Below are 19,051 nucleotides of genomic sequence, written 5' to 3'. Positions count from 1 at the left end.
AGATCATGGCAGCTCCTATAACGGAAATCCATAATCCCATTACTGAGGAAGAGATAAAGCTACAAAAACTGGAGGAACTGAAAACGCTGATCACCGATAATGAAGATGCCTTGAACAATATGTTTAAAATCGTCAATGAACTGAATGTCTCGGGAGTATTCGAAGCCGCGACCTCCATGCTTCAAGGAAAAGAACAAATTGCCAAAATCGCACTTCAACAAATCACAAGGCAACCTGTCACAAACCTGATCAATACCCTTATGGGTGCAACAGGAGCCTTGATGAACGCCGATGCTGCACAATCCACGAAACTGCTGAACAGTGCACTTGCAGGAATCGATGAAGGAAACAAATTCCTTCAGTCCGATAAGAAGATCGGCGTTCTGGAATTAATGAAAACATTGAATGATCCAGACATAAACCGGGCAATCGGCTTTGGCGTTCACTTCCTCAAGGGAATGGGCAAGGAATTAAAAGAATAGAAACGGAACAAAGACTCAAGAGAAGCTTCTTTTGAGTCTTTGTTTTATCATAGGGCTTAGTTGCTGCAAAACTGATGAACACGCAGCGTTGCATTGGAGTGGATGATTTAAATGAATCAAGAAGAAAAAATTAAGGAATTAGAATACGAATTGTTTTTATTGAAGCATGCATTTTTTAAATTACATGATAGTATGGCCCCGAATTTAAAGTCTAGGTATTATGAGTTATTATCACATGGCTTTACAGAGCAAGAGGTTAGTGAGTTAGATAGATTTTTCATGTGGGTTTACGGCACAAAAAATTATCCCACAAAGGAAGAAATGAGAAAAAAAATGGCGGATATAAAAAATATGGAAATGGAAGAATTACATATTGCCTCAGTAAAAAAAATCTTATTAGCTTATCAAGCTGATGGAGTTTTTCCAGTAATAGATATTATTTTGGAGGATTTCCAAAATGTTGATGTAAATATAGAGAAATGATTTTTACTATTAAGGAATGGTATAGAAACTATTCCTTTTTTATGATTAAGGCAAGATCACTCAGAAATCACTCATCAAAATACAGGCTGTACACCCTCCCCTTATTCGCACCACTGCTTGTCAGATTCAATGATTGCAAGATCCTCGTTGCACTGGATGAAGAGGAAATGTTTAAAAAGTTCCTCAACTGCCGATTCGTTATGGTCGAGCCTAATAGATAAAAATAATCTCGTAAAGCCGGGATATGTGCTTTTTTACTGGAGAGTTGGCATTGATTGCAAAGCCATGTGCCATGCCTTCTAAATAATTTATTGCCCTTACAATTCTCACAAATCACTCCTTTAATTAGGTCCTTTTCGGTAAGATTGTATCGTTCCAGAATGGAAAAGTCCGCATCGATGTGGTGTTTATTCATTACGCGAATTGCTTTCTTCAAATCTTTCTCACTAAAACTGGATTCTGTTATGGAATGCTCCATTTGATTAATTTTAGCAGGAAGTGCATCGCGATGGATAACTTTATAGTGGAGTTCATGGTTTTCAAGAGCTGTACGGATGATTGTTTGGGGATTGCTGATGACAATCAATGAAAGGATGGGCAGTGAGGGAAAACCGTTTTTCAAGAACCAATTGGTCAATTGTGATTCCTGGCGGCTGACTTGTATGATGGGATCTGAAAAGGCCGTTTCTTTTCCTTCTATCGTTCGAATGAGCTGGTTGAAATGCGGATCAAAATAGATTGACCCTGCAATGTTCTTCACTTCAATGATAAGCGCATATTTCTTGGAGATTAATAAGGTATCCAGTTGAAAAAATCGGGATTGATCCTGAAGCCTTAAATCGTGGAAGATGAAATAGCTTTTCGGTTCAAGAAAGCTTAATGGAAAATCAATGGAACATTCCCCTTTATAGCCCGCTTCCCTTTTTTTGAGATCGTTCATGATTAAGGGAACTTTAGGGTGATTCGGAGGAAGCCTGCACGCTAATGCACGTAATTTGCGGACGGCAAGAGGAACTTTTCGTTTTTTTACAATCAATTTCATCGCTCCAATCCTATTTTCTTCAAAAGGATTCTACAGCAAATGATGGAAATTGTACAGTTTATCTGCGAAATCGGGAATATATCTTCGAAATTGGAGATATATCAACGAAAAATCCTGATATATCTGCGAATTATACGATTTATCGATTTTTCGACAAAAACGACGAAAAAAAACCAAATAAAAAACCACCAATATATGTATTGGTGGAGACGGTGGGAGTCGAACCCACGTCCAGACATAACGGCACTTAAGCTTCTACGAGTGTAGTCGATATATTCGCATTTCGCGAACTCATTAGCCTATCGACAGGCGGCAGAGCAGCTAGTCTGATTGGTCTCTTCCTTCATCCTCAGACGGTGGATTCCGGCGTATCCCACTTAGAGTGAGTCCCTTACCCTACCACGTGGGCCATGGAGGGAGGAACAGCTATCGACTGTTATTAAGCAGCGAAAGCTAGGTTGTTGTTTTGTTTGCCAGTTATAGGCGTTGACGTTTTAACGAGGCCGATCCCCTCGACTCGCAACTTAAGCTCGAACTATCCCTGTCGAATCCGTAACGTCCCCATGATATAAATGGAGCGTACGAGAGAAGAATAGTCAGCAAGTTGGCTGATATTCAATTGTCATCGGTACAGGATTAATTATAACAGATTGGTTCAAAAAATCAATTGTAAGGTCTTGGCAGTTCTACATCTTCTGACGATCACGGAAAGCACGTTCAATATCACGCTTCGCTTCCTTCTTCTTCAGGTCATCACGCTTGTCATATTGTTTCTTCCCTTTTCCAAGTCCGATTAAAACTTTGGCAAAGCCATTCTTTAAATACATTTTCAACGGGACGATGGTGTAACCTGTTACCTTTGTTTCCCCGATTAGTTTACTGATTTCTTTCTTATGCAAAAGAAGCTTCCGTGTCCGTAACGGATCATGGTTAAACTGGTTTCCCTGCTCATAAGGGCTGACATGCATATTATGAAGATAAACTTCACCATTTTCTATTTTAGCGAAGGCATCCTTCAAATTCACTCGTGCCGCACGGATTGCTTTGATTTCGGTCCCTTTTAAAACGATTCCCGCTTCAAACGTTTGTTCAATAAAGAAATCATGATATGCTTTTTTATTTTGTGCTAATTGTTTACCTGAGCCTTTTGGCATCTAACTCTCCCCTTTTTACATCCAATCGCGGCAAGAGGATGAAAGAATCATCCCCCCGCCTCAATCTTTATCTCTTTTTAGGTTTTCTCTTGCGCTTGGCAGCTGGCGCATTTTCAAAGAATTTTTTCTTCTTTTTCGGTTTTCTTCCAGTAGAAGGCGAATCTCCATTACGGCCGCCGCCTTTTCCTTCATTACGTCCTCCATTGCCGCCTCGGCCGCGTTTGCGTTCACCTGAATTGGCTTTGAATATTTTCTTCTCGCCGGATGGACGCGGACGGCTTACCTTCATGCCGATAATTTCAAAATCGATGGCGCGTTCCTCTTTATTGACGTTGGAAACACGAACGTCGATTTCATCGCCAATCCGGAACACATTACCGGTACGTTCCCCGATCATTGCTAGCTGACGCTCATCGAAGCGATAATAATCATCCGTCATGAAGCTGACATGGACAAGTCCTTCAATCGTGTTCGGCAGCTCGACGAACATCCCGAAATTCGTGACTGAACCAATTATCCCGGTATATTCTTCGCCGATTTTATCCAGCATGTATTCCGCTTTCTTCAGATCATCCGTTTCCCGCTCGGCATCGACTGAGCGACGTTCGCGTTTCGATGTATGATCGGCAATCTCAGGTAAATTGGCATTCCATTTCTCCTTCGTAGCTTCATCCATTTTACCTTCCACCAAGTAGGTCCTGATCAGCCTGTGCACGATCAAATCCGGGTAACGGCGAATCGGCGATGTGAAATGTGTATAAAACTCAGCAGATAAACCAAAGTGGCCTAAGCTCTCCGGATCATATTTCGCCTGTTGCATGGAACGAAGCATGACGGTGGATATGACCGTTTCTTCCGGCTTACCGGCAACCGCCTCAATGATTTCCTGTAACGCCTTAGGATGGACGTCATTGGCCGATCCCCTTACAATGTATCCGAAGTTCGTAATGAATTCAAAGAAACGCTGCAGTTTTTCCGGCTTTGGATCTTCATGAATACGGTAAATGAACGGTAGGTCAAGACGGTGGAAATGCTCAGCAACGGTTTCATTAGCTGCAAGCATGAACTCTTCAATCAGCTTTTCCGCAACCGACCTTTCACGTAAAACCACATCAGTCGGATGGCCCTCTTCATCAACGATGACTCTTGCTTCATTGAAATCAAAGTCGATCGCACCGCGGTTCATCCGGTTCTTGCGAAGGATGGCCGCTAGCTTCTCCATGTCCTGGAACATCGGCACCAACGCTTCATAGCGTTCAAGCTGTTCTTCATCTTTATCGACAAGGATTTTGTTCACATTGCCATATGTCATACGTTCCGTCGTCTTAATGACACTTTCAAAAATATCATGGTTGACGACTTTGCCATCCGGCGTGATTTCCATTTCACATGAGAGTGTAAAACGATCGACTTGTGGGTTCAAGGAACAAATGCCATTCGATAAACGATGCGGGATCATCGGGATGACCCTGTCCACCAAATACACGCTCGTCCCTCTTTCCAGGGCTTCCTTATCGATTGGAGAACCTTCCTTCACGTAATGACTGACATCAGCAATATGAACGCCCAGCTTGTAATTGCCATTTTCAAGCTTGGAAACAGTGACGGCATCATCCAGATCCTTTGCATCCGCTCCATCAATCGTGACCAAAACATCATTACGCAAGTCCCTGCGGTTGCCAATTTCACTTTCCTGAATGGTATCGGAAACGGCATTGGCCTGCTCCATGACGTCATCCGGGAACTCCATCGGCAAACCATACTTATGGATCACGGAAAGAATATCCACACCAGGATCATTTTTATGGCCAAGAATCTCAATGACTTCACCTTCGGCACTTATGCGTCCTTCAGGATAAGAAGTAAGCTTGACGACAACCTTATGTCCCTCTACCGCTCCATGTGAAGCATGCTGTGGAATGAAGATATCGTTTGCGATCTTTTTATCATCAGGGATGACGAAACCAAAACTTTTACTTTCGGAGTATGTACCGACCACTTGTGTAATTCCGCGTTCAAGTATTCTGATGACCGTGCCTTCTTGCCTTGAGCCCGATGTTTCCGAAGATACCCGTACCATGACGACATCTCCATGCATCGCTGTGCCCGTTTCATTTGGCGGAATGAAAATATCATCCATTCCCGGGTTGTCTTCAGGTGTGACAAAGGCAAACCCCTTTGCGTGCCCCGTTAATTTACCGCGGAACAAATTCATTTTTTGCGGCAGGCCGTAACGATTGCTCCTCGTTCTGACCACCAATCCCTTTTCTTCCATCTTTACTAAAGCCTTAACGAAATTCTTGAAATCTGCCGAGTCTTCGATTTTCAAAGCCTCTTCCAGTTCTTGTACCGTTAACGGCTTATACGCTTCATCCGTCATATATGTCAGAAGCTTATTAATATGTTCTTGAATGTTATCTTCCATGAAAACCCTCCTATTCAGGGTATATTTTTGTTATTCGGACCAATCCAGACTTTCTAAAAATTCCAATACATCTTCATGCAGCTCGTCTTTTTCTTTATCAAGGGTTATGACATGACCGGATTCTTCATACCACTTGATTTTTTTGACCGGTGATTCAATGGAATCAATAATAATATCGGCACTTTTTGGATTGATAACATCATCATGCCGGCCCTGCACGACAAATGTCGGAGCGTAAATAAGATCGACGTGCTCCCGTACATCCGTTATCAATTCCTGAAGGGCTTTCAATGTATTCATCGGTTTATCGGCAAGGAGGTCCATTTCAAGCTCTATTTGCTCTTGAGTTTTTCCTTCATACTTCTTAAATTCTCTGGCGTACTCCAATACTCCTTTAAACATCATTTCTTCACTTTTGATATACATAGGCGCACACATTGATACGATACCCTTTATAGGTACAGTGTAACCTAATTTAAGAGAAAATACGCCTCCTAATGAGAGTCCGGCAACAGCAATTTCTTCATGGCCTTTGCTTTTCAGGAAATCGTAGCCCATCATGACATCTTTCCACCAATCTTCCGGACCTGTTTTCACCAGCTCCTCTGGGGGAACGCCATGCCCTTCATAGTGCGGGGCATGGCAGGTGTACCCCTGTTTCTCCAAGTAACGGCCCAGCATCCGTACATCCGCTGAATTCCCCGTGAATCCATGTAAAAGTAAGACAGCCCTTTTTCCGCCTTCAAAAGTAAAGGGCTGCTGCAGCTTGATTTTCATGACCTTGAACTCCTTTATCAGTAAATAGAATTTTTAAAAATCCCTATCCTATAATTAAGTACTAAAATCACTATATCTATTCATGCAACTATTGTGCAAAGAAAAAAGCCTAGCTATTTAGCTAGACTCATTTTTGATCCATTACACATCAAAGTATGCAACAAGTAAAGTTAAAGCAAAGAATAGAATCGCCAATACTATTGTCGCACGATGTAAAACCAGGTCCAAACCGCGTGCCTTTTGCTTTCCGAATAACTGCTCAGCACCGCCGGCAATCGCACCTGATAAACCTGCACTCTTACCTGATTGAAGCAATACCGTCACAATGAGGGCGATACTGACAATCACTAAAAGCGTTATGAGAAATGCATGCATGCAATTACACCTCCTGAAGAACCAATAAACAATTACTTTAACTTTACCACACCCAATAAATATCCACAATCTTTGTTATACTATGATGGTAAGAATTCCTAAAAACCCATCGTCATTTATTTCTTTTTGAATCAAAGTTTGAGATAATTTGCATAAATAGAGAAAGAGGTGTCAACATGTTTAAGTCCATACTACGGATTCTTGATCTCCTGACCATCCTATTCTCGGCGGTTGCCGGCTATTCTTTATGGACAGGCGGAAGCAATTTCATCAGCGTCCTATTAATCATCCTATCACCGCTTTTATTGCTGCTGGCAAAGTATCACGGAAATCGATACTTATTATTTGCTGCATATATCACGACAACCGTTTATTTTACTGCTATTATTTATAATGGACTTTCCAATAGCGGTATCGACTTTTTCCAATCAAGCTTCAATGTCCTCCTGATCGGGGCAGCAGCCGCCTTGCTGAGCGTCATAGCGGCGGTCATTGGATTCGGGACCAATACCCTTACGATTCTTTGGTTATCGCTTCACGCCCTTGTCACATTCGAGACAATCAGGATGTCCTCTGGTTTCCTTTCGAGCTTTTGGTCTGATCCCGTCGTGGAAACCGCAATCCGTAACGATTATCCATTTTTATTGATGGTCGTCTGGATTGGCTTATTTCTTGATAAATATCAAAGTGAATTAACTAGGGATTACTTATCACGATAATTTTTCAAAACTACTTTTATTGGAAATCTTATATTAAAAGCAAGGGGCCTTTCATATGTTAAAACCTATATTTGCAGCAACCGCTCTATCATCTTTCATTCTGATGGCTGGCTGTTCATCCGACCTGACAAGCGAGCATGAAAAAGAGCAAAAAGAAGAACAGCCGAGCTCCCAGGAGACTGAGAAGGAGACTGAGACCGACAAGAATAATGACTCAAAAGAATCGGCCCAGCGCCAGGTGGAGGTTGATGAAGCGGCTACACCCGCACAGGCTGGCCTTCAGACGTTAGCCGATCCGGAAAGCATACCTGTACTTGTCAATAAACAATACAGCCTGCCTGAAGATTACAAACCTGCTGACCTTATCTACCCAAATGTGGATTTCATCTTTGAAGATAAAATCGAAAAAAGAATGATGCGCGAAGAAGCGGGAAAGGCTCTTGAATTAATGTTCCAAGCTGCCGAAAAAGACAATATGCACTTTGCCGGCGTTTCCGCTTACCGCTCACACCAAACACAAATCACGGTCTTTAATAACTATGTGGCTAAGGACGGGGAAGAAAAAGCGAAAACCTACAGTGCAATGCCTGGGACAAGCGAGCATGAAACGGGCCTGGCGATTGATGTCACGACCCACGATGGGGCATGCGCTGCCCAAGACTGCTTCGGTGATACGAATGAAGCGGCCTGGCTTGCTGAACATGCACATGAATACGGATTTATCATCCGTTACCCTGAAGGCAAGGAAAACATCACGGGTTATAAATACGAACCATGGCATATTCGCTATGTTGGTGTCGATGCCGCAACTGAAATCTTTGAAGCGAAGATTACATTAGAAGAATACTATAATGCCGTACCAGTGGAAGCTGTATCGGATAAATGAGAAAAGGTGCCCGGATGCGGCACCTTTTTTTTATTAATCAAACGTTTGATTAAATCCTTTCAAGCTGGAAGCAGTGACTGGTTTCTGGGCATAAAAAACCTCCTATTCAATGTGGATGGCCAGATTGAATAGGAGGGAAAATTTCTGTAAGATTACTTCTTCAAGTTATAGAAAGATTTCAAGCCGCCATATACAGCCAAGTCACCAAGCTGGTCTTCGATGCGAAGAAGTTGGTTGTATTTAGCGATACGGTCCGTACGGGACATGGAACCGGTTTTGATTTGTCCTGCGTTTGTTGCAACGGCGATATCAGCGATCGTTGCATCTTCCGTTTCACCTGAACGGTGGGAAACGACTGCAGTGTAGCCTGCGCGTTTAGCCATTTCGATTGCATCAAACGTTTCAGTCAGTGTACCAATTTGGTTCACTTTGATCAGGATGGAGTTACCGATGCCTTTTTCGATGCCTTCAGCCAATTTTTTCGTGTTCGTTACGAAAAGATCGTCACCAACAAGCTGAACTTTAGAACCGATGCGTTCCGTTAGAAGCTTGTGGCCATCCCAGTCATTTTCATCCAGGCCGTCTTCGATGGAGATAATAGGGAATTCATTCACTAGCTCTTCATAGAAAGCAACCATTTCTTCGGATGTAACACCATTGCGGCCTTCGCCTGCAAGATCATATTTGCCTGTTTCTTTGTTATAGAATTCAGATGAAGCCACGTCCATGCCAAGGTAGATATCTTCGCCTGCTTTGTAGCCAGCTTTTTCAATTGCCTCGATGATGACTTGAAGCGCTTCACGGTTTGAACCAAGGTTTGGCGCAAAGCCGCCTTCATCGCCGACTGCCGTATTCAAGCCTTTGGCAGAAAGGACAGATTTCAAGGCATGGAATACTTCTGCACCCATACGAACTGCTTCTTTGAAGCTAGGAGCTCCTACAGGCAGGATCATGAATTCCTGGAAGTCAACATTGTTATCGGCATGTGATCCGCCGTTAATGATATTCATCATTGGAGTCGGAAGTTGTTTCGCATTGAACCCACCAAGGTAACGATACAATGGTAATCCAGAAAATTCCGCAGCGGCATGGGCAGCAGCCATTGATACGCCAAGGATTGCATTAGCTCCCAAGTTTCCTTTGTTTTCAGTGCCATCCAATTCAATCATAGTAAGGTCAAGGCCTGCTTGGTTCGTTACATCCAAACCGATGACAGCTTCAGCAATGATATCATTTACATTATCGACTGCTTTTTGTACCCCTTTACCCAGGTAGCGAGATTTATCCCCGTCACGAAGCTCAACCGCTTCGTGTTCTCCTGTTGAAGCACCTGATGGTACGATTGCACGTCCGAAGTATCCGGACTCTGTTTGGATTTCTACTTCTATTGTTGGGTTACCACGTGAATCTAGCACTTCGCGTGCATATACATGTTCGATGTACGGCATTATAAATCTCTCCTTTTCCTATTCACAATTTTATTTAGATAATAGGGATTTCCCTGTCATTTCAACAGGTTTTTCGACTCCAAGCAAATCAAGCATCGTTGGAGCTAAATCGCCTAAGATACCACCTGTTCTTAATGTTACCTTATTTTTAGTGATAATGACAGGAACGGGATTCGTAGTATGGGCTGTCATCGGGTTGCCTTCTAGCGTTACCACTTCGTCAGCATTCCCATGGTCAGCGGTGATGATCGCTGTACCGCCTTTTGAGACGATTAAATCGACAATCCTGCCTAGGCATTCATCCACTGTTTCAATCGCTTTAATGGTAGGCTCAAGCATTCCTGAATGACCAACCATGTCCGGGTTGGCAAAATTCAAGAGAATGGCATCAAAACGGTCAGCCTCAATTTGTTCCACCAATGCATCCGTCACTTCATAAGCACTCATTTCCGGTTGTAAATCATATGTAGCGACTTTCGGAGAATTAATTAAAATCCTCTCTTCACCAGGAAACTTCTCTTCACGTCCGCCGCTCATGAAAAACGTCACATGCGGATATTTTTCAGTTTCAGCGATGCGAAGCTGGGTAAGCTGGTTTTGGGAAAGTACTTCCCCTAATGTATTATCAAGATTTGTCGGATTAAATGCAACATATCCGTCAACTGTTTCTGAAAAATGTGTCAAGCAGACAAAATGGAGATGCTTCGGATGTCCAGGACCGCGGTCAAATGAACGAAAATCCTCATTCGTGAACGTATTGGAAATCTGGATCGCCCGGTCTGGACGGAAGTTATAAAAGATTACGGCATCATCATCTTTAATCGTTGCCACCGGTTTACCGTCTTCCGCCGTTATGACTGAAGGTATCACGAACTCGTCGAAAATTCCATGTTCATACGAATCCTCGACACATTCCATCGCAGAAGAATAAGCAGGGCCATCACCATACACCATCGAACGGTAGGATTTCTCCACACGCTCCCAGCGCTTATCACGGTCCATCGAATAATATCTTCCGGAAATGGTCGCAAACTGACCAACACCGATTTCCTTCATTTTCGCTTCCGCTTCCTTAATATAACCCTGTGCCGTTTTCGGTCCGACATCACGGCCATCTAAAAATGCATGTACATATACATTTTTAACTCCTTCTTTAGCGGCCAATTTCAAAAGGGCATACATATGATCAATATGACTATGCACGCCGCCATCTGAAAGAAGACCGAAAAGATGAAGGTCCGTGCCTTTTTTCTTGGTATGGCTCATGGCATCGACCAAAGTTGGGTTTTGTGCAAACTCACCTTCACGTATTGCCAGGTTCACACGGGTCAGGCTTTGATAAACGATCCGTCCTGCCCCGATATTCAGATGGCCCACTTCCGAGTTCCCCATTTGACCGGCAGGCAAGCCGACCGCTTCCCCGCTTGCAGTTAAATGGGAGTGCGGATACTGTTCCCAATATCGGTCAAAGTTCGGTTTTTTCGCATGAAAAACAGCATTACCCTTTTCTTCGTTACGGCAGCCAAAACCGTCTAAGATGATAAGTGCCACAGGCGACTTACTCATAGTGACCAGCCTCCAGCAATTGTAAAAATGAATCGGATTTCAAACTAGCACCGCCAACCAATGCACCGTCTATATCAGGTTGTGCCATGTACTCTTTAATATTCTCAGGTTTTACACTGCCACCGTACTGAATGCGGATGACTGCAGCTGCTTCATTTGAAAATTTGTCGGCAACAACTGAGCGGATATGCGCACAAACTTCATTAGCATCTTGAGCAGATGACGATTTTCCTGTTCCAATCGCCCAAATCGGCTCATAAGCAATAACGGCTTGTTTCAATTGATCGTCAGATAATCCTGCTAGGCCTTTTTCAATCTGGCTGCCTACGAAATCATTCGTTTCGCCAGCTTCCCTTTGCTCAAGTGTTTCACCGCAGCAAACGATCGGGGTCAACTGGTGGGCAAAAGCGGCATGAGCTTTTTTATTAACGGCTTCATCCGTTTCGTTGAACATTTCCCTGCGCTCAGAATGACCAAGTATAACGTAGGATACCCCAAGATCAGCCAATGCGATTGGGCTGATTTCTCCTGTGAAAGCACCGCTTTCTTCAAAGTGCATGTTCTGTGCCCCGATTTTCACATCGGTTCCTTTTGCTGCTTGAACGAGCTGATCCAAAAATAAAGCTGGAGCACATACAACCGTATCGATTACATCTTGCTTAGGAATCAAATTGCTCACTTCTTCTAAAAAGGCTGTCGCTTCAGATAGTGTTTTATTCATTTTCCAGTTTCCTGCAATAATCGGTTTACGCATTTGGTTTCTCATCCCTTCTAATGTTGAAATATGTAACGGTTTAATCTTATTTATCGTTCAAGGCTACAACGCCAGGCAACTCTTTGCCTTCCATGAACTCAAGAGATGCACCGCCGCCAGTTGAAATATGGGACATCTTTTCTGCCAGGCCAAACTTTTCTGCAGCTGCGGCCGAATCCCCTCCGCCAACAATGCTGTACGTATCATTTGCTTCCGCCAAGGCTTGAGCAACGGTTCTCGTTCCATTCGCAAATTTATCGAACTCGAATACACCCATTGGTCCATTCCAAATGACAAGCTTGGAACTTTTGATTACATCCGCAAATAATTCACTTGTTTTTGGTCCGATATCAAGAGCCATTTTATCATTTGGAATAGCATCGATATCGACATTATCCGTCTCTGCATCAGGTGAAAATTCAGCAGTTACGACTGCATCGATAGGCAAATGAAGTTTTACGCCTTTTTCTTTTGCACTTTCGATGAAAGATTTGGCTAATTCTATTTTGTCTTCTTCCAGTAATGAATTACCGATTTCATGACCTTGCGCTTTAATGAATGTGTAACCCAATCCACCACCGATGATCAAGTGATCGACCTTTTCCAAAAGGTTTTCGATAACGCCTATCTTATCCTTTACTTTTGCTCCGCCAATTATAGCTGTAAAAGGACGTTCTGGGTTGGATAGGGCTTTTCCAAGTACAGAAAGCTCTTTTTCCATCAGCAATCCAGCAACGGCCGGGAGATGGTGAGCTATTCCTTCAGTTGAAGCATGTGCACGGTGCGCAGCTCCGAATGCATCGTTAACATAAACATCAGCCAGTGCCGCAAATGATTTCGCCAATTCTTGATCGTTCTTCTCTTCTCCTGGATAGAAACGAACGTTTTCCAACAACAGGATCTCGCCATTTTGCATGTTTTCAATGATTGATTGAACGGTCTCGCCGTATGCTTCTTCAGCCTTTTGCACATCTTTGCCGCTAAGTTCGCTTAGTCTTTCCGCAACAGGTGCTAAACGCAATTCTTCTACGACTTGTCCTTTAGGACGGCCAAGATGGCTGGCTAAGATGACTTTTGCGCCTTGTTCTGTCAAATAGGAAATCGTCGGCAGTGCAGCCTTGATTCTCGTATCATCCGAAATCTTTCCGTCCTGCATTGGAACGTTGAAATCAACACGGCAAAATACGCGTTTCCCCTTTAATTCAATATCTTTAATCGACTTTTTATTCATAATCCAAGAACCTCCTTAGATATTGTTATCATATTTTTGATTCTTTTAGCCAAAAAGGGAGAGGGTAAATTTCCCAACTCCCCTTTTCTCTTTTTCATTATAGTCGGTTTCCAGGAAATTATCCAAAAACAAGAAATGTAAACGCTTGACTGATTAATGACTTACTAATAATATCATCTTCTGCCAAGTTTTTTTAGGGCTGTGATAAAAAAAACCTCACCTTGGTGAGGTTTTTTATTATTCTAATTACAATCCTTTTTTAGCCAAATAGTCGATCAAATCAACAACACGGCTTGAATATCCTGTTTCATTATCATACCAAGATAATACTTTAACCATGTTTCCTTCCATTACCATCGTGGAAAGGGCATCGATTGTAGATGATGATGGGTTACCGTTATAGTCAGTTGATACTAGCGGAAGTTCGCTGTACTCAAGGATTCCTTTTAATTCACCTTCAGAAGCCTTTTTGAATGCTGCATTAACTTCTTCAACCGTTGTGTCTTTTTCAAGTTCTGCAACAAGGTCGACAACAGATACGTTTGGAGTAGGTACGCGCATTGCCATACCATTCAATTTCCCTTTAAGTTCAGGAAGGACAAGTGCAACAGCTTTTGCTGCCCCAGTTGTTGTAGGAATGATATTCTCTGCAGCTGCACGTGCACGACGGTAATCTTTATGAGGCAAATCAAGGATTTGCTGATCATTTGTATAAGAGTGAACAGTAGTCATCATACCGCGTTTGATTCCGAATTGTTCATGAAGCACTTTAGCAAATGGAGCTAAACAGTTCGTTGTACAAGAAGCATTAGAGATTACATGGTGGTTTGCTGCATCATATTTGTCTTCGTTTACACCCATGACGATCGTGATATCTTCATCAGATGCAGGAGCAGAGATGATTACTTTTTTCGCGCCAGCTTCTAAATGCTTAGCTGCATCCGCACGTTTTGTGAAACGTCCTGTAGATTCCACAACTACTTCTACTCCCAGTTCACCCCATGCTAATTGTGCAGGATCACGTTCAGCCAATACTTTTACTTTGTGACCATCAACAACAAGGTAATCCCCATCAACTGCTACTTTTTCATTAAGAGATCCATGAATTGTATCGTATTGAAGAAGGTGCGCTAACATATTAGCATCCGTTAAGTCGTTAATAGCAACGATCTCTACCCCAGGATTACTCAATGCTGCACGAAATACATTACGTCCAATACGTCCAAAACCATTAATACCAACTTTTACTGCCATGAAAAATTCCTCCTTTTAAGTTCGCAAATATATTAAGGGGTGTAATTCCCCTGAATTAACTCTTGTGCCGCAGCTTCATCCGTGATCAAAACGGTTGATGAAGGTGCGCCTTTCATGTAGGAACGGATAGCCTTTGCTTTAGTTTTGCCACCTGCCACAGTTATCACTCGCTTTTCAGGGCTAAGATCATCTAACTGGATGCCGACTGTCAAAACTTTATGAACAACTTTGCCGTTTTCATCGTAATAATAACCGAATGCCTCTCCTACAGCATTTCCATCTAACAGCTTCTTTAACATTTCTGGCGAAGAATTTCTTCTCTCTGCCATCGCCATGGCATCACCGATTCCATGAATGATCATATCGGCAGACTTGATTTGGGAAATCACTTCTTTAATTGCAGGTTCCTTCTGAAATGATGCATAAACCTCACCGCTTAATTGATCGGGTACATATAACACTCTGTATGAGGCTTGTGCCTTCTGTGCCATTTTTTCGACAATCGTATTGGCCTGATTCTGCACCGCTTCACCAATTCCCCCGCGGGCTGGGACAAATGTCAATTTCCTGGATGCTTCATCAGGTGACAACGAATTAGCCACTTCGGCCATTGTCGATCCGCCAGTAACCGCAATGATATTCTTTGAGTTCCATTCTCGTTTCATACGGTTTGCACAAGCTTTACCCAATTCTTTTTTCACCCATGGGGTTTCATCACAATTTCCTGAGACAATTATGACTTCATCCACTTGTAACAAATCCTGCAATTGCTTTTCCATTATGTCTATACCCATTACTTCACGCATTATTCCTTCTAACTTATCCAGGATTTCAATCCCTTCATCAGTCAGCGTCATGCCAGAGCTGAAGATGTTAACCAGGTTCTGACTTTTCAGAAAATCAACCTCGCCTCTAAGCGTCCGCTCTGTCAAATTAAGGCTCACGGACAGACTGCGCCTTCCAACCGGCTGCATCATTTTGATATAACGCAGGATATCATATCTTTTTTGCATAACCATAAGGAAATCGGGCAATAATTTTCTTTGTACCTCGAGTAATGTACGCATATTTAAAACTCCTAAAAAGTTAAGTTGGACATTTAACGTCCCGCGTAGTCATTTTCTGTCCCACTTAAAACAAAAAAATATTCCTGCTACATATTTTATTCTAGCAGGAACGGAATGTTTCTTCAAATGATTTGAAAAATTATTTTTCCAAAAGCCTATTTAGAGCTGATTTATCAACGTTTCCGAACTGAACGATTTCATCTTTCCATTCAACGACAGGGATCATCAGCCCGAATCTCTCAAGCAAATCATCATCGGTATGGATATCGATTTCCTTATAGCCTATGCCTGACTCCACTTTCACTTCTTCGAGTACCAGCTTGGCTTTATCACATAACGGGCATTTATCCCTACTATATAAAACAAACGCATTCGATTCCAAAACCACTCATCCTTTTCAATCATATCTTTTTCGTTTAGATGAAGAAGGGATCCCTAATTGTTCCCGGTACTTGGCAACGGTTCGGCGTGCCAGGATAATTCCATGCTCTTCTTTCAGCCGTTCCGCCAAGTCTTGATCCGAAAGCGGCTTTTGTTTATTTTCCCCATTGATGGCTGCCTGGAGGCTCTTTTTCGCCTGCATGCCCGACATATCCTCATCAAGGCCGACCGACTGTAAAGAAGTAGTGAAAAATATCCGCATCTCTATCGTGCCAAATGGTGTCTGTACGTACTTCCCTTTAACCGCCCGGCTTACTGTGGACTCATGTATGCCAAGTTCGTCTGCGATTTCTTTCATCGTCATCGGCTTCAAATAGTTCAGGCCATGATGAAAGCACGCCGGCTGTTTTTCGACGATGCACTGAATAACCTTCAATATCGTTTCTTTTCTCTGTTGGATTCCTCTGGAGATCCATTGGTATTCCTGCCACTTATCCTGGATAAACCGCTGAACTCCCTGATCCTTATGGCTCTTCATTCGGTTTAAATATCCTTTATCCACATTAAGATTGGGTGTGTTACCATCATAATTCCCGACAAGCAGCATGCCATCCCGAACTTCCACGACCACATCCGGCACTATATAAGAAGGTTTTTCCTGAAAAAAGAGTGATGCCGGACGCGGGTTCAACGTCTGGACATAATCAAAGACTTCTTGAATCTCCTTCAGTGTAACACCGATTTTCTTACTTAGGTCTTTCCAGCGCTTTTCAGCAAAATCGAGGAAATGGTTTTCTATGATCGATTCTGCCAGAAGATTCTCCCCTTCTGCTTTCACTTGAAGCAAAAGGCACTCTTGAAGATTCCTCGCTCCAATACCATGCGGTTCGAGTTCCTGTAAAATCGAGAGACTCTCTTCCAAAACGGCCGGAGATATGCCTGGGATGCATATATCATCCAGCTGAGTCCTTAAGTAACCGTTTTCATCAAGGTTATGAATTAATAGAAGCATTGCCTTTTGCTGCTCACCGGAAAACTGCTGGTGATTCACCTGGGACATGATATGCTGTTCAAGCGATATGGTATCTTCACTGATCTGTTCAATCCAATAGTTGGCATCATACGTATTTTTAAGAGTCCGTTTACCTTTTTTGCGGTCAAAAGTTGGCTGAAATAAAGAAGATGTTGGCTGATCTATGGACAGTAATGGGTTCTCCACCATTTTATTTTCTAAAAAAGCCGATAGCTCCTGCGAGGAGTATTGCAGCAATGTAATAGCTTGCATGAGCTCCTGGGTCATTGCCATCTTTAATGTTTGCTGTTGAAAAAGTCCTGCTTTCATATTCATACTCATCGATTCATCCCTCCCCCACTCCATTTTACATTATCAGGAGAAAATTCTACACAAAAACCCATGAAAACGCTTACGATTTTTTTCTGAATAGTTTATTTGTTTTAAATACTATATGTTAGAAACGCAAATTTAACAACTACTTTTATTGAAAAATCACCATTTTTCAATAGTGTGGGCGAATATTTTCAAGACAGGACCGACATTACAGGATTCGATGGAATATTACGGAAAACAAGCAAATTCAGCAAAAATTTCAACTCTCCTAAAAATTACAAATAAAAAATCCCCCACTTTATTAAGCAGAAGATTGGTAATGCCCTCGGCAGGAATCGAACCTGCATTTCAAGCTTCGGAGGCTTGCGTTCTATCCGTTGCACTACGAGGGCGTAATAGAAAATATTTTTTCAACAGACTTCATTATATGATAGAATCCCCTCCTTTGCAAGGGTTATCAGGTTTAAAACTTTATCATTTGGGTATTATGGGTAATGTGGAAATTCATCCCTGTGCGGCATAATATATAAAATAATCTATCAGGAAGGAGCCCTAGCCAGAAAATTGTCGAACAAATTATCCATAATAGGGTTTGTTTTGTTTGACCTAAATTGACCAAAAAGTGTATCATACATACATAAAGAATTTAAATGATTCTCTTAATCGAAGGAGGAAATGAACATGAATTTAATTCCTACAGTTATCGAACAAACAAGTCGTGGGGAGCGTGCCTACGATATTTACTCCCGTTTATTAAAAGACCGGATCATTATGCTAGGAAGTGCAATTGACGATAATGTTTCCAACTCCATTGTTGCTCAATTACTATTTTTAGAAGCGGAAAATCCTGAAAAAGATATCACTCTATACATCAACAGCCCTGGCGGAAGCATCACTTCCGGTATGGCCATTTACGATACCATGCAATATATCAAACCTAATGTATCGACAGTATGCATCGGTATGGCCGCTTCCATGGGTGCTTTCCTATTGGCCGCTGGCGAAAAAGGCAAACGTTATGCGTTGCCAAACAGTGAAGTCATGATTCACCAACCACTTGGAGGAGCTCAAGGTCAAGCTACGGAAATTGAAATTGCTGCCCGCCGTATCCTTCACTTGAAAGATAAGCTGAACCAAATCTTGGCAGAACGTACAGGACAACCTATCGAAGTCCTTCAAAGAGATACGGAACGTGATAACTTCATGACTTCCGAAAGAGCTCTTGAATATGGCTTGATTGACAAAGTCATCACGCGCAGCGTTCTTGATGATAAAAACTCTAAGTAATCCTGCAACAAAAGAAAGGCTCCGGAGATCGCCATAAGCGACCTCCGGAGCCTTTTTTCATGATAAAAGAAAAGGATGCACATTTAGGCATCCCCTTTTTTAACCCTCTTGCTGAACGAACTCTTCCAATGCTTCTAACGCTTCTTTTTCATCGCGTCCTTCGACGATTAACTTCACGGACACGCCAGAACTGATGGCTAGGCTCATTAATCCCATTATACTTTTTGCATTCACTTTCTTTCCTTCTTTTTCAAGAAAAACATCTGAATGAAAGCGGTTAGCTTCTTGTACAAAAAGAGCCGCCGGCCGAGCTTGCAAACCCGTTTTCAATTTTACCTCAACTTGTTTCTCCACCATCTTGATCTCCCCTGT

The 19,051-nt window shown here is 42.5% G+C and carries 19 protein-coding genes, 1 tRNA gene and 1 other RNA gene; 5 read left to right on the top strand and 16 right to left on the bottom strand.

Going from position 1 to position 19,051, the window contains the following annotated elements; genetic code table 11:
* Positions 1–5 precede the first annotated feature (5 nt).
* Together AC1DIV_RS09090 and AC1DIV_RS09085 are read left to right on the top strand one after the other, a co-directional pair.
* The gene (locus AC1DIV_RS09090; RefSeq protein ID WP_340878070.1) at positions 6–482 is read left to right on the top strand and encodes a helical membrane plugin domain-containing protein; all 477 of its coding nucleotides are present in this window, start codon (positions 6–8) and stop codon (positions 480–482) included.
* 111 nt (positions 483–593) lie between these two features.
* On the top strand, positions 594–965 hold the full coding sequence (locus tag AC1DIV_RS09085; RefSeq protein WP_260358738.1) for a hypothetical protein: 372 nt from the start codon (positions 594–596) through the stop codon (positions 963–965).
* Between the two features lie 67 nt (positions 966–1,032).
* On the opposite strand, the gene AC1DIV_RS09080 is transcribed toward AC1DIV_RS09085, so the two are convergent.
* The 6 genes from AC1DIV_RS09080 to secG form a co-directional block, all read right to left on the bottom strand.
* Positions 1,033–2,007, bottom strand: coding sequence for a nuclease-related domain-containing protein (locus AC1DIV_RS09080; RefSeq protein WP_340878072.1), 975 nt, complete (start codon positions 2,005–2,007; stop codon positions 1,033–1,035).
* Positions 2,008–2,208: 201 nt separating this feature from the next.
* Positions 2,209–2,570: a transfer-messenger RNA gene (ssrA, locus tag AC1DIV_RS09075) on the bottom strand.
* Between the two features lie 123 nt (positions 2,571–2,693).
* On the bottom strand, positions 2,694–3,161 hold the full coding sequence (gene smpB, locus AC1DIV_RS09070) for an SsrA-binding protein SmpB (RefSeq protein ID WP_034310006.1): 468 nt from the start codon (positions 3,159–3,161) through the stop codon (positions 2,694–2,696).
* Positions 3,162–3,228: 67 nt separating this feature from the next.
* Positions 3,229–5,586, bottom strand: coding sequence for a ribonuclease R (gene rnr / locus AC1DIV_RS09065; RefSeq protein ID WP_202313617.1), 2,358 nt, complete (start codon positions 5,584–5,586; stop codon positions 3,229–3,231).
* A 30-nt stretch (positions 5,587–5,616) separates the two neighbouring features.
* Complete coding sequence (locus AC1DIV_RS09060; protein ID WP_048688071.1) at positions 5,617–6,363, bottom strand: alpha/beta hydrolase; 747 nt, start codon at positions 6,361–6,363, stop codon at positions 5,617–5,619.
* Positions 6,364–6,504: 141 nt separating this feature from the next.
* The gene (gene secG, locus AC1DIV_RS09055; RefSeq protein WP_034309999.1) at positions 6,505–6,738 is read right to left on the bottom strand and encodes a preprotein translocase subunit SecG; all 234 of its coding nucleotides are present in this window, start codon (positions 6,736–6,738) and stop codon (positions 6,505–6,507) included.
* Positions 6,739–6,914: 176 nt separating this feature from the next.
* On the opposite strand from secG, the gene AC1DIV_RS09050 reads away from it, so the two are divergent.
* Together AC1DIV_RS09050 and AC1DIV_RS09045 are read left to right on the top strand one after the other, a co-directional pair.
* Positions 6,915–7,457 carry a hypothetical protein gene (locus AC1DIV_RS09050; RefSeq protein WP_048688068.1) on the top strand — a complete coding sequence of 181 codons (543 nt, stop codon included), beginning with the start codon at positions 6,915–6,917 and terminating at the stop codon, positions 7,455–7,457.
* A 55-nt stretch (positions 7,458–7,512) separates the two neighbouring features.
* Entirely contained in the window at positions 7,513–8,343 is an 831-nt protein-coding gene (locus AC1DIV_RS09045; protein WP_252268017.1) for a M15 family metallopeptidase, read from the top strand.
* A 152-nt stretch (positions 8,344–8,495) separates the two neighbouring features.
* Here AC1DIV_RS09045 and eno read toward each other — a convergent pair whose 3' ends face one another.
* From eno to AC1DIV_RS09000, 9 genes are all read right to left on the bottom strand, one after another.
* Positions 8,496–9,791 (bottom strand): phosphopyruvate hydratase, encoded by a 1,296-nt coding sequence (eno, locus tag AC1DIV_RS09040; RefSeq protein WP_034309992.1) that lies wholly within the window; start codon positions 9,789–9,791, stop codon positions 8,496–8,498.
* Positions 9,792–9,821: 30 nt separating this feature from the next.
* Positions 9,822–11,357: a 2,3-bisphosphoglycerate-independent phosphoglycerate mutase gene (gpmI, locus tag AC1DIV_RS09035; RefSeq protein ID WP_340878077.1), complete on the bottom strand. Its 1,536-nt coding sequence runs from the start codon at positions 11,355–11,357 to the stop codon at positions 9,822–9,824.
* Positions 11,350–12,111 carry a triose-phosphate isomerase gene (tpiA, locus tag AC1DIV_RS09030; protein ID WP_340878079.1) on the bottom strand — a complete coding sequence of 254 codons (762 nt, stop codon included), beginning with the start codon at positions 12,109–12,111 and terminating at the stop codon, positions 11,350–11,352. Before tpiA ends, gpmI begins: the two co-directional genes overlap by 8 nt.
* Before the next feature lie 46 nt (positions 12,112–12,157).
* The gene (locus tag AC1DIV_RS09025) at positions 12,158–13,342 is read right to left on the bottom strand and encodes a phosphoglycerate kinase (RefSeq protein ID WP_034309986.1); all 1,185 of its coding nucleotides are present in this window, start codon (positions 13,340–13,342) and stop codon (positions 12,158–12,160) included.
* A gap of 246 nt (positions 13,343–13,588) precedes the next feature.
* Complete coding sequence (gap, locus tag AC1DIV_RS09020; protein WP_034309982.1) at positions 13,589–14,596, bottom strand: type I glyceraldehyde-3-phosphate dehydrogenase; 1,008 nt, start codon at positions 14,594–14,596, stop codon at positions 13,589–13,591.
* Between the two features lie 32 nt (positions 14,597–14,628).
* Positions 14,629–15,663, bottom strand: coding sequence for a sugar-binding transcriptional regulator (locus AC1DIV_RS09015; RefSeq protein ID WP_048688036.1), 1,035 nt, complete (start codon positions 15,661–15,663; stop codon positions 14,629–14,631).
* 139 nt (positions 15,664–15,802) lie between these two features.
* Positions 15,803–16,045 carry a glutaredoxin family protein gene (locus AC1DIV_RS09010; protein ID WP_340878081.1) on the bottom strand — a complete coding sequence of 81 codons (243 nt, stop codon included), beginning with the start codon at positions 16,043–16,045 and terminating at the stop codon, positions 15,803–15,805.
* A 15-nt stretch (positions 16,046–16,060) separates the two neighbouring features.
* Entirely contained in the window at positions 16,061–17,398 is a 1,338-nt protein-coding gene (gene rpoN, locus AC1DIV_RS09005) for an RNA polymerase factor sigma-54 (RefSeq protein WP_309076871.1), read from the bottom strand.
* Between the two features lie 314 nt (positions 17,399–17,712).
* A tRNA-Arg gene (locus AC1DIV_RS09000) sits at positions 17,713–17,784 on the bottom strand.
* Positions 17,785–18,073: 289 nt separating this feature from the next.
* Between AC1DIV_RS09000 and clpP the strand changes: the two genes are divergently transcribed.
* Complete coding sequence (gene clpP / locus AC1DIV_RS08995; RefSeq protein ID WP_034309977.1) at positions 18,074–18,679, top strand: ATP-dependent Clp endopeptidase proteolytic subunit ClpP; 606 nt, start codon at positions 18,074–18,076, stop codon at positions 18,677–18,679.
* A 99-nt stretch (positions 18,680–18,778) separates the two neighbouring features.
* Here clpP and AC1DIV_RS08990 read toward each other — a convergent pair whose 3' ends face one another.
* Entirely contained in the window at positions 18,779–19,036 is a 258-nt protein-coding gene (locus AC1DIV_RS08990; protein WP_048688029.1) for an HPr family phosphocarrier protein, read from the bottom strand.
* Between the last annotated feature and the right edge of the window lie 15 nt (positions 19,037–19,051).

The sequence above is a fragment of the Peribacillus sp. 05N428 genome, from assembly GCF_056397085.1.
The sequence above is the reverse complement of the archived record's forward strand: the minus strand, read 5'-3'. Positions and strand labels throughout refer to the sequence as shown.

Excerpts from the sequence above, each read along its gene's own strand:
- AC1DIV_RS09085 (WP_260358738.1), top strand. The coding sequence starts at position 594 with ATGAATCAAGAAGAAAAAATTAAGGAATTAGAATACGAATTGTTTTTA.
- rnr (WP_202313617.1), bottom strand. The coding sequence starts at position 5,586 with ATGGAAGATAACATTCAAGAACATATTAATAAGCTTCTGACATATATG.
- clpP (WP_034309977.1), top strand. The coding sequence starts at position 18,074 with ATGAATTTAATTCCTACAGTTATCGAACAAACAAGTCGTGGGGAGCGT.
- AC1DIV_RS09080 (WP_340878072.1), bottom strand. The coding sequence starts at position 2,007 with ATGAAATTGATTGTAAAAAAACGAAAAGTTCCTCTTGCCGTCCGCAAA.
- secG (WP_034309999.1), bottom strand. The coding sequence starts at position 6,738 with ATGCATGCATTTCTCATAACGCTTTTAGTGATTGTCAGTATCGCCCTC.
- AC1DIV_RS09045 (WP_252268017.1), top strand. The coding sequence starts at position 7,513 with ATGTTAAAACCTATATTTGCAGCAACCGCTCTATCATCTTTCATTCTG.
- gap (WP_034309982.1), bottom strand. The coding sequence starts at position 14,596 with ATGGCAGTAAAAGTTGGTATTAATGGTTTTGGACGTATTGGACGTAAT.
- AC1DIV_RS08990 (WP_048688029.1), bottom strand. The coding sequence starts at position 19,036 with ATGGTGGAGAAACAAGTTGAGGTAAAATTGAAAACGGGTTTGCAAGCT.
- AC1DIV_RS09090 (WP_340878070.1), top strand. The coding sequence starts at position 6 with ATGGCAGCTCCTATAACGGAAATCCATAATCCCATTACTGAGGAAGAG.
- gpmI (WP_340878077.1), bottom strand. The coding sequence starts at position 11,357 with ATGAGTAAGTCGCCTGTGGCACTTATCATCTTAGACGGTTTTGGCTGC.
- AC1DIV_RS09025 (WP_034309986.1), bottom strand. The coding sequence starts at position 13,342 with ATGAATAAAAAGTCGATTAAAGATATTGAATTAAAGGGGAAACGCGTA.
- AC1DIV_RS09015 (WP_048688036.1), bottom strand. The coding sequence starts at position 15,663 with ATGCGTACATTACTCGAGGTACAAAGAAAATTATTGCCCGATTTCCTT.
- rpoN (WP_309076871.1), bottom strand. The coding sequence starts at position 17,398 with ATGAGTATGAATATGAAAGCAGGACTTTTTCAACAGCAAACATTAAAG.
- tpiA (WP_340878079.1), bottom strand. The coding sequence starts at position 12,111 with ATGCGTAAACCGATTATTGCAGGAAACTGGAAAATGAATAAAACACTA.
- AC1DIV_RS09050 (WP_048688068.1), top strand. The coding sequence starts at position 6,915 with ATGTTTAAGTCCATACTACGGATTCTTGATCTCCTGACCATCCTATTC.
- smpB (WP_034310006.1), bottom strand. The coding sequence starts at position 3,161 with ATGCCAAAAGGCTCAGGTAAACAATTAGCACAAAATAAAAAAGCATAT.
- eno (WP_034309992.1), bottom strand. The coding sequence starts at position 9,791 with ATGCCGTACATCGAACATGTATATGCACGCGAAGTGCTAGATTCACGT.
- AC1DIV_RS09060 (WP_048688071.1), bottom strand. The coding sequence starts at position 6,363 with ATGAAAATCAAGCTGCAGCAGCCCTTTACTTTTGAAGGCGGAAAAAGG.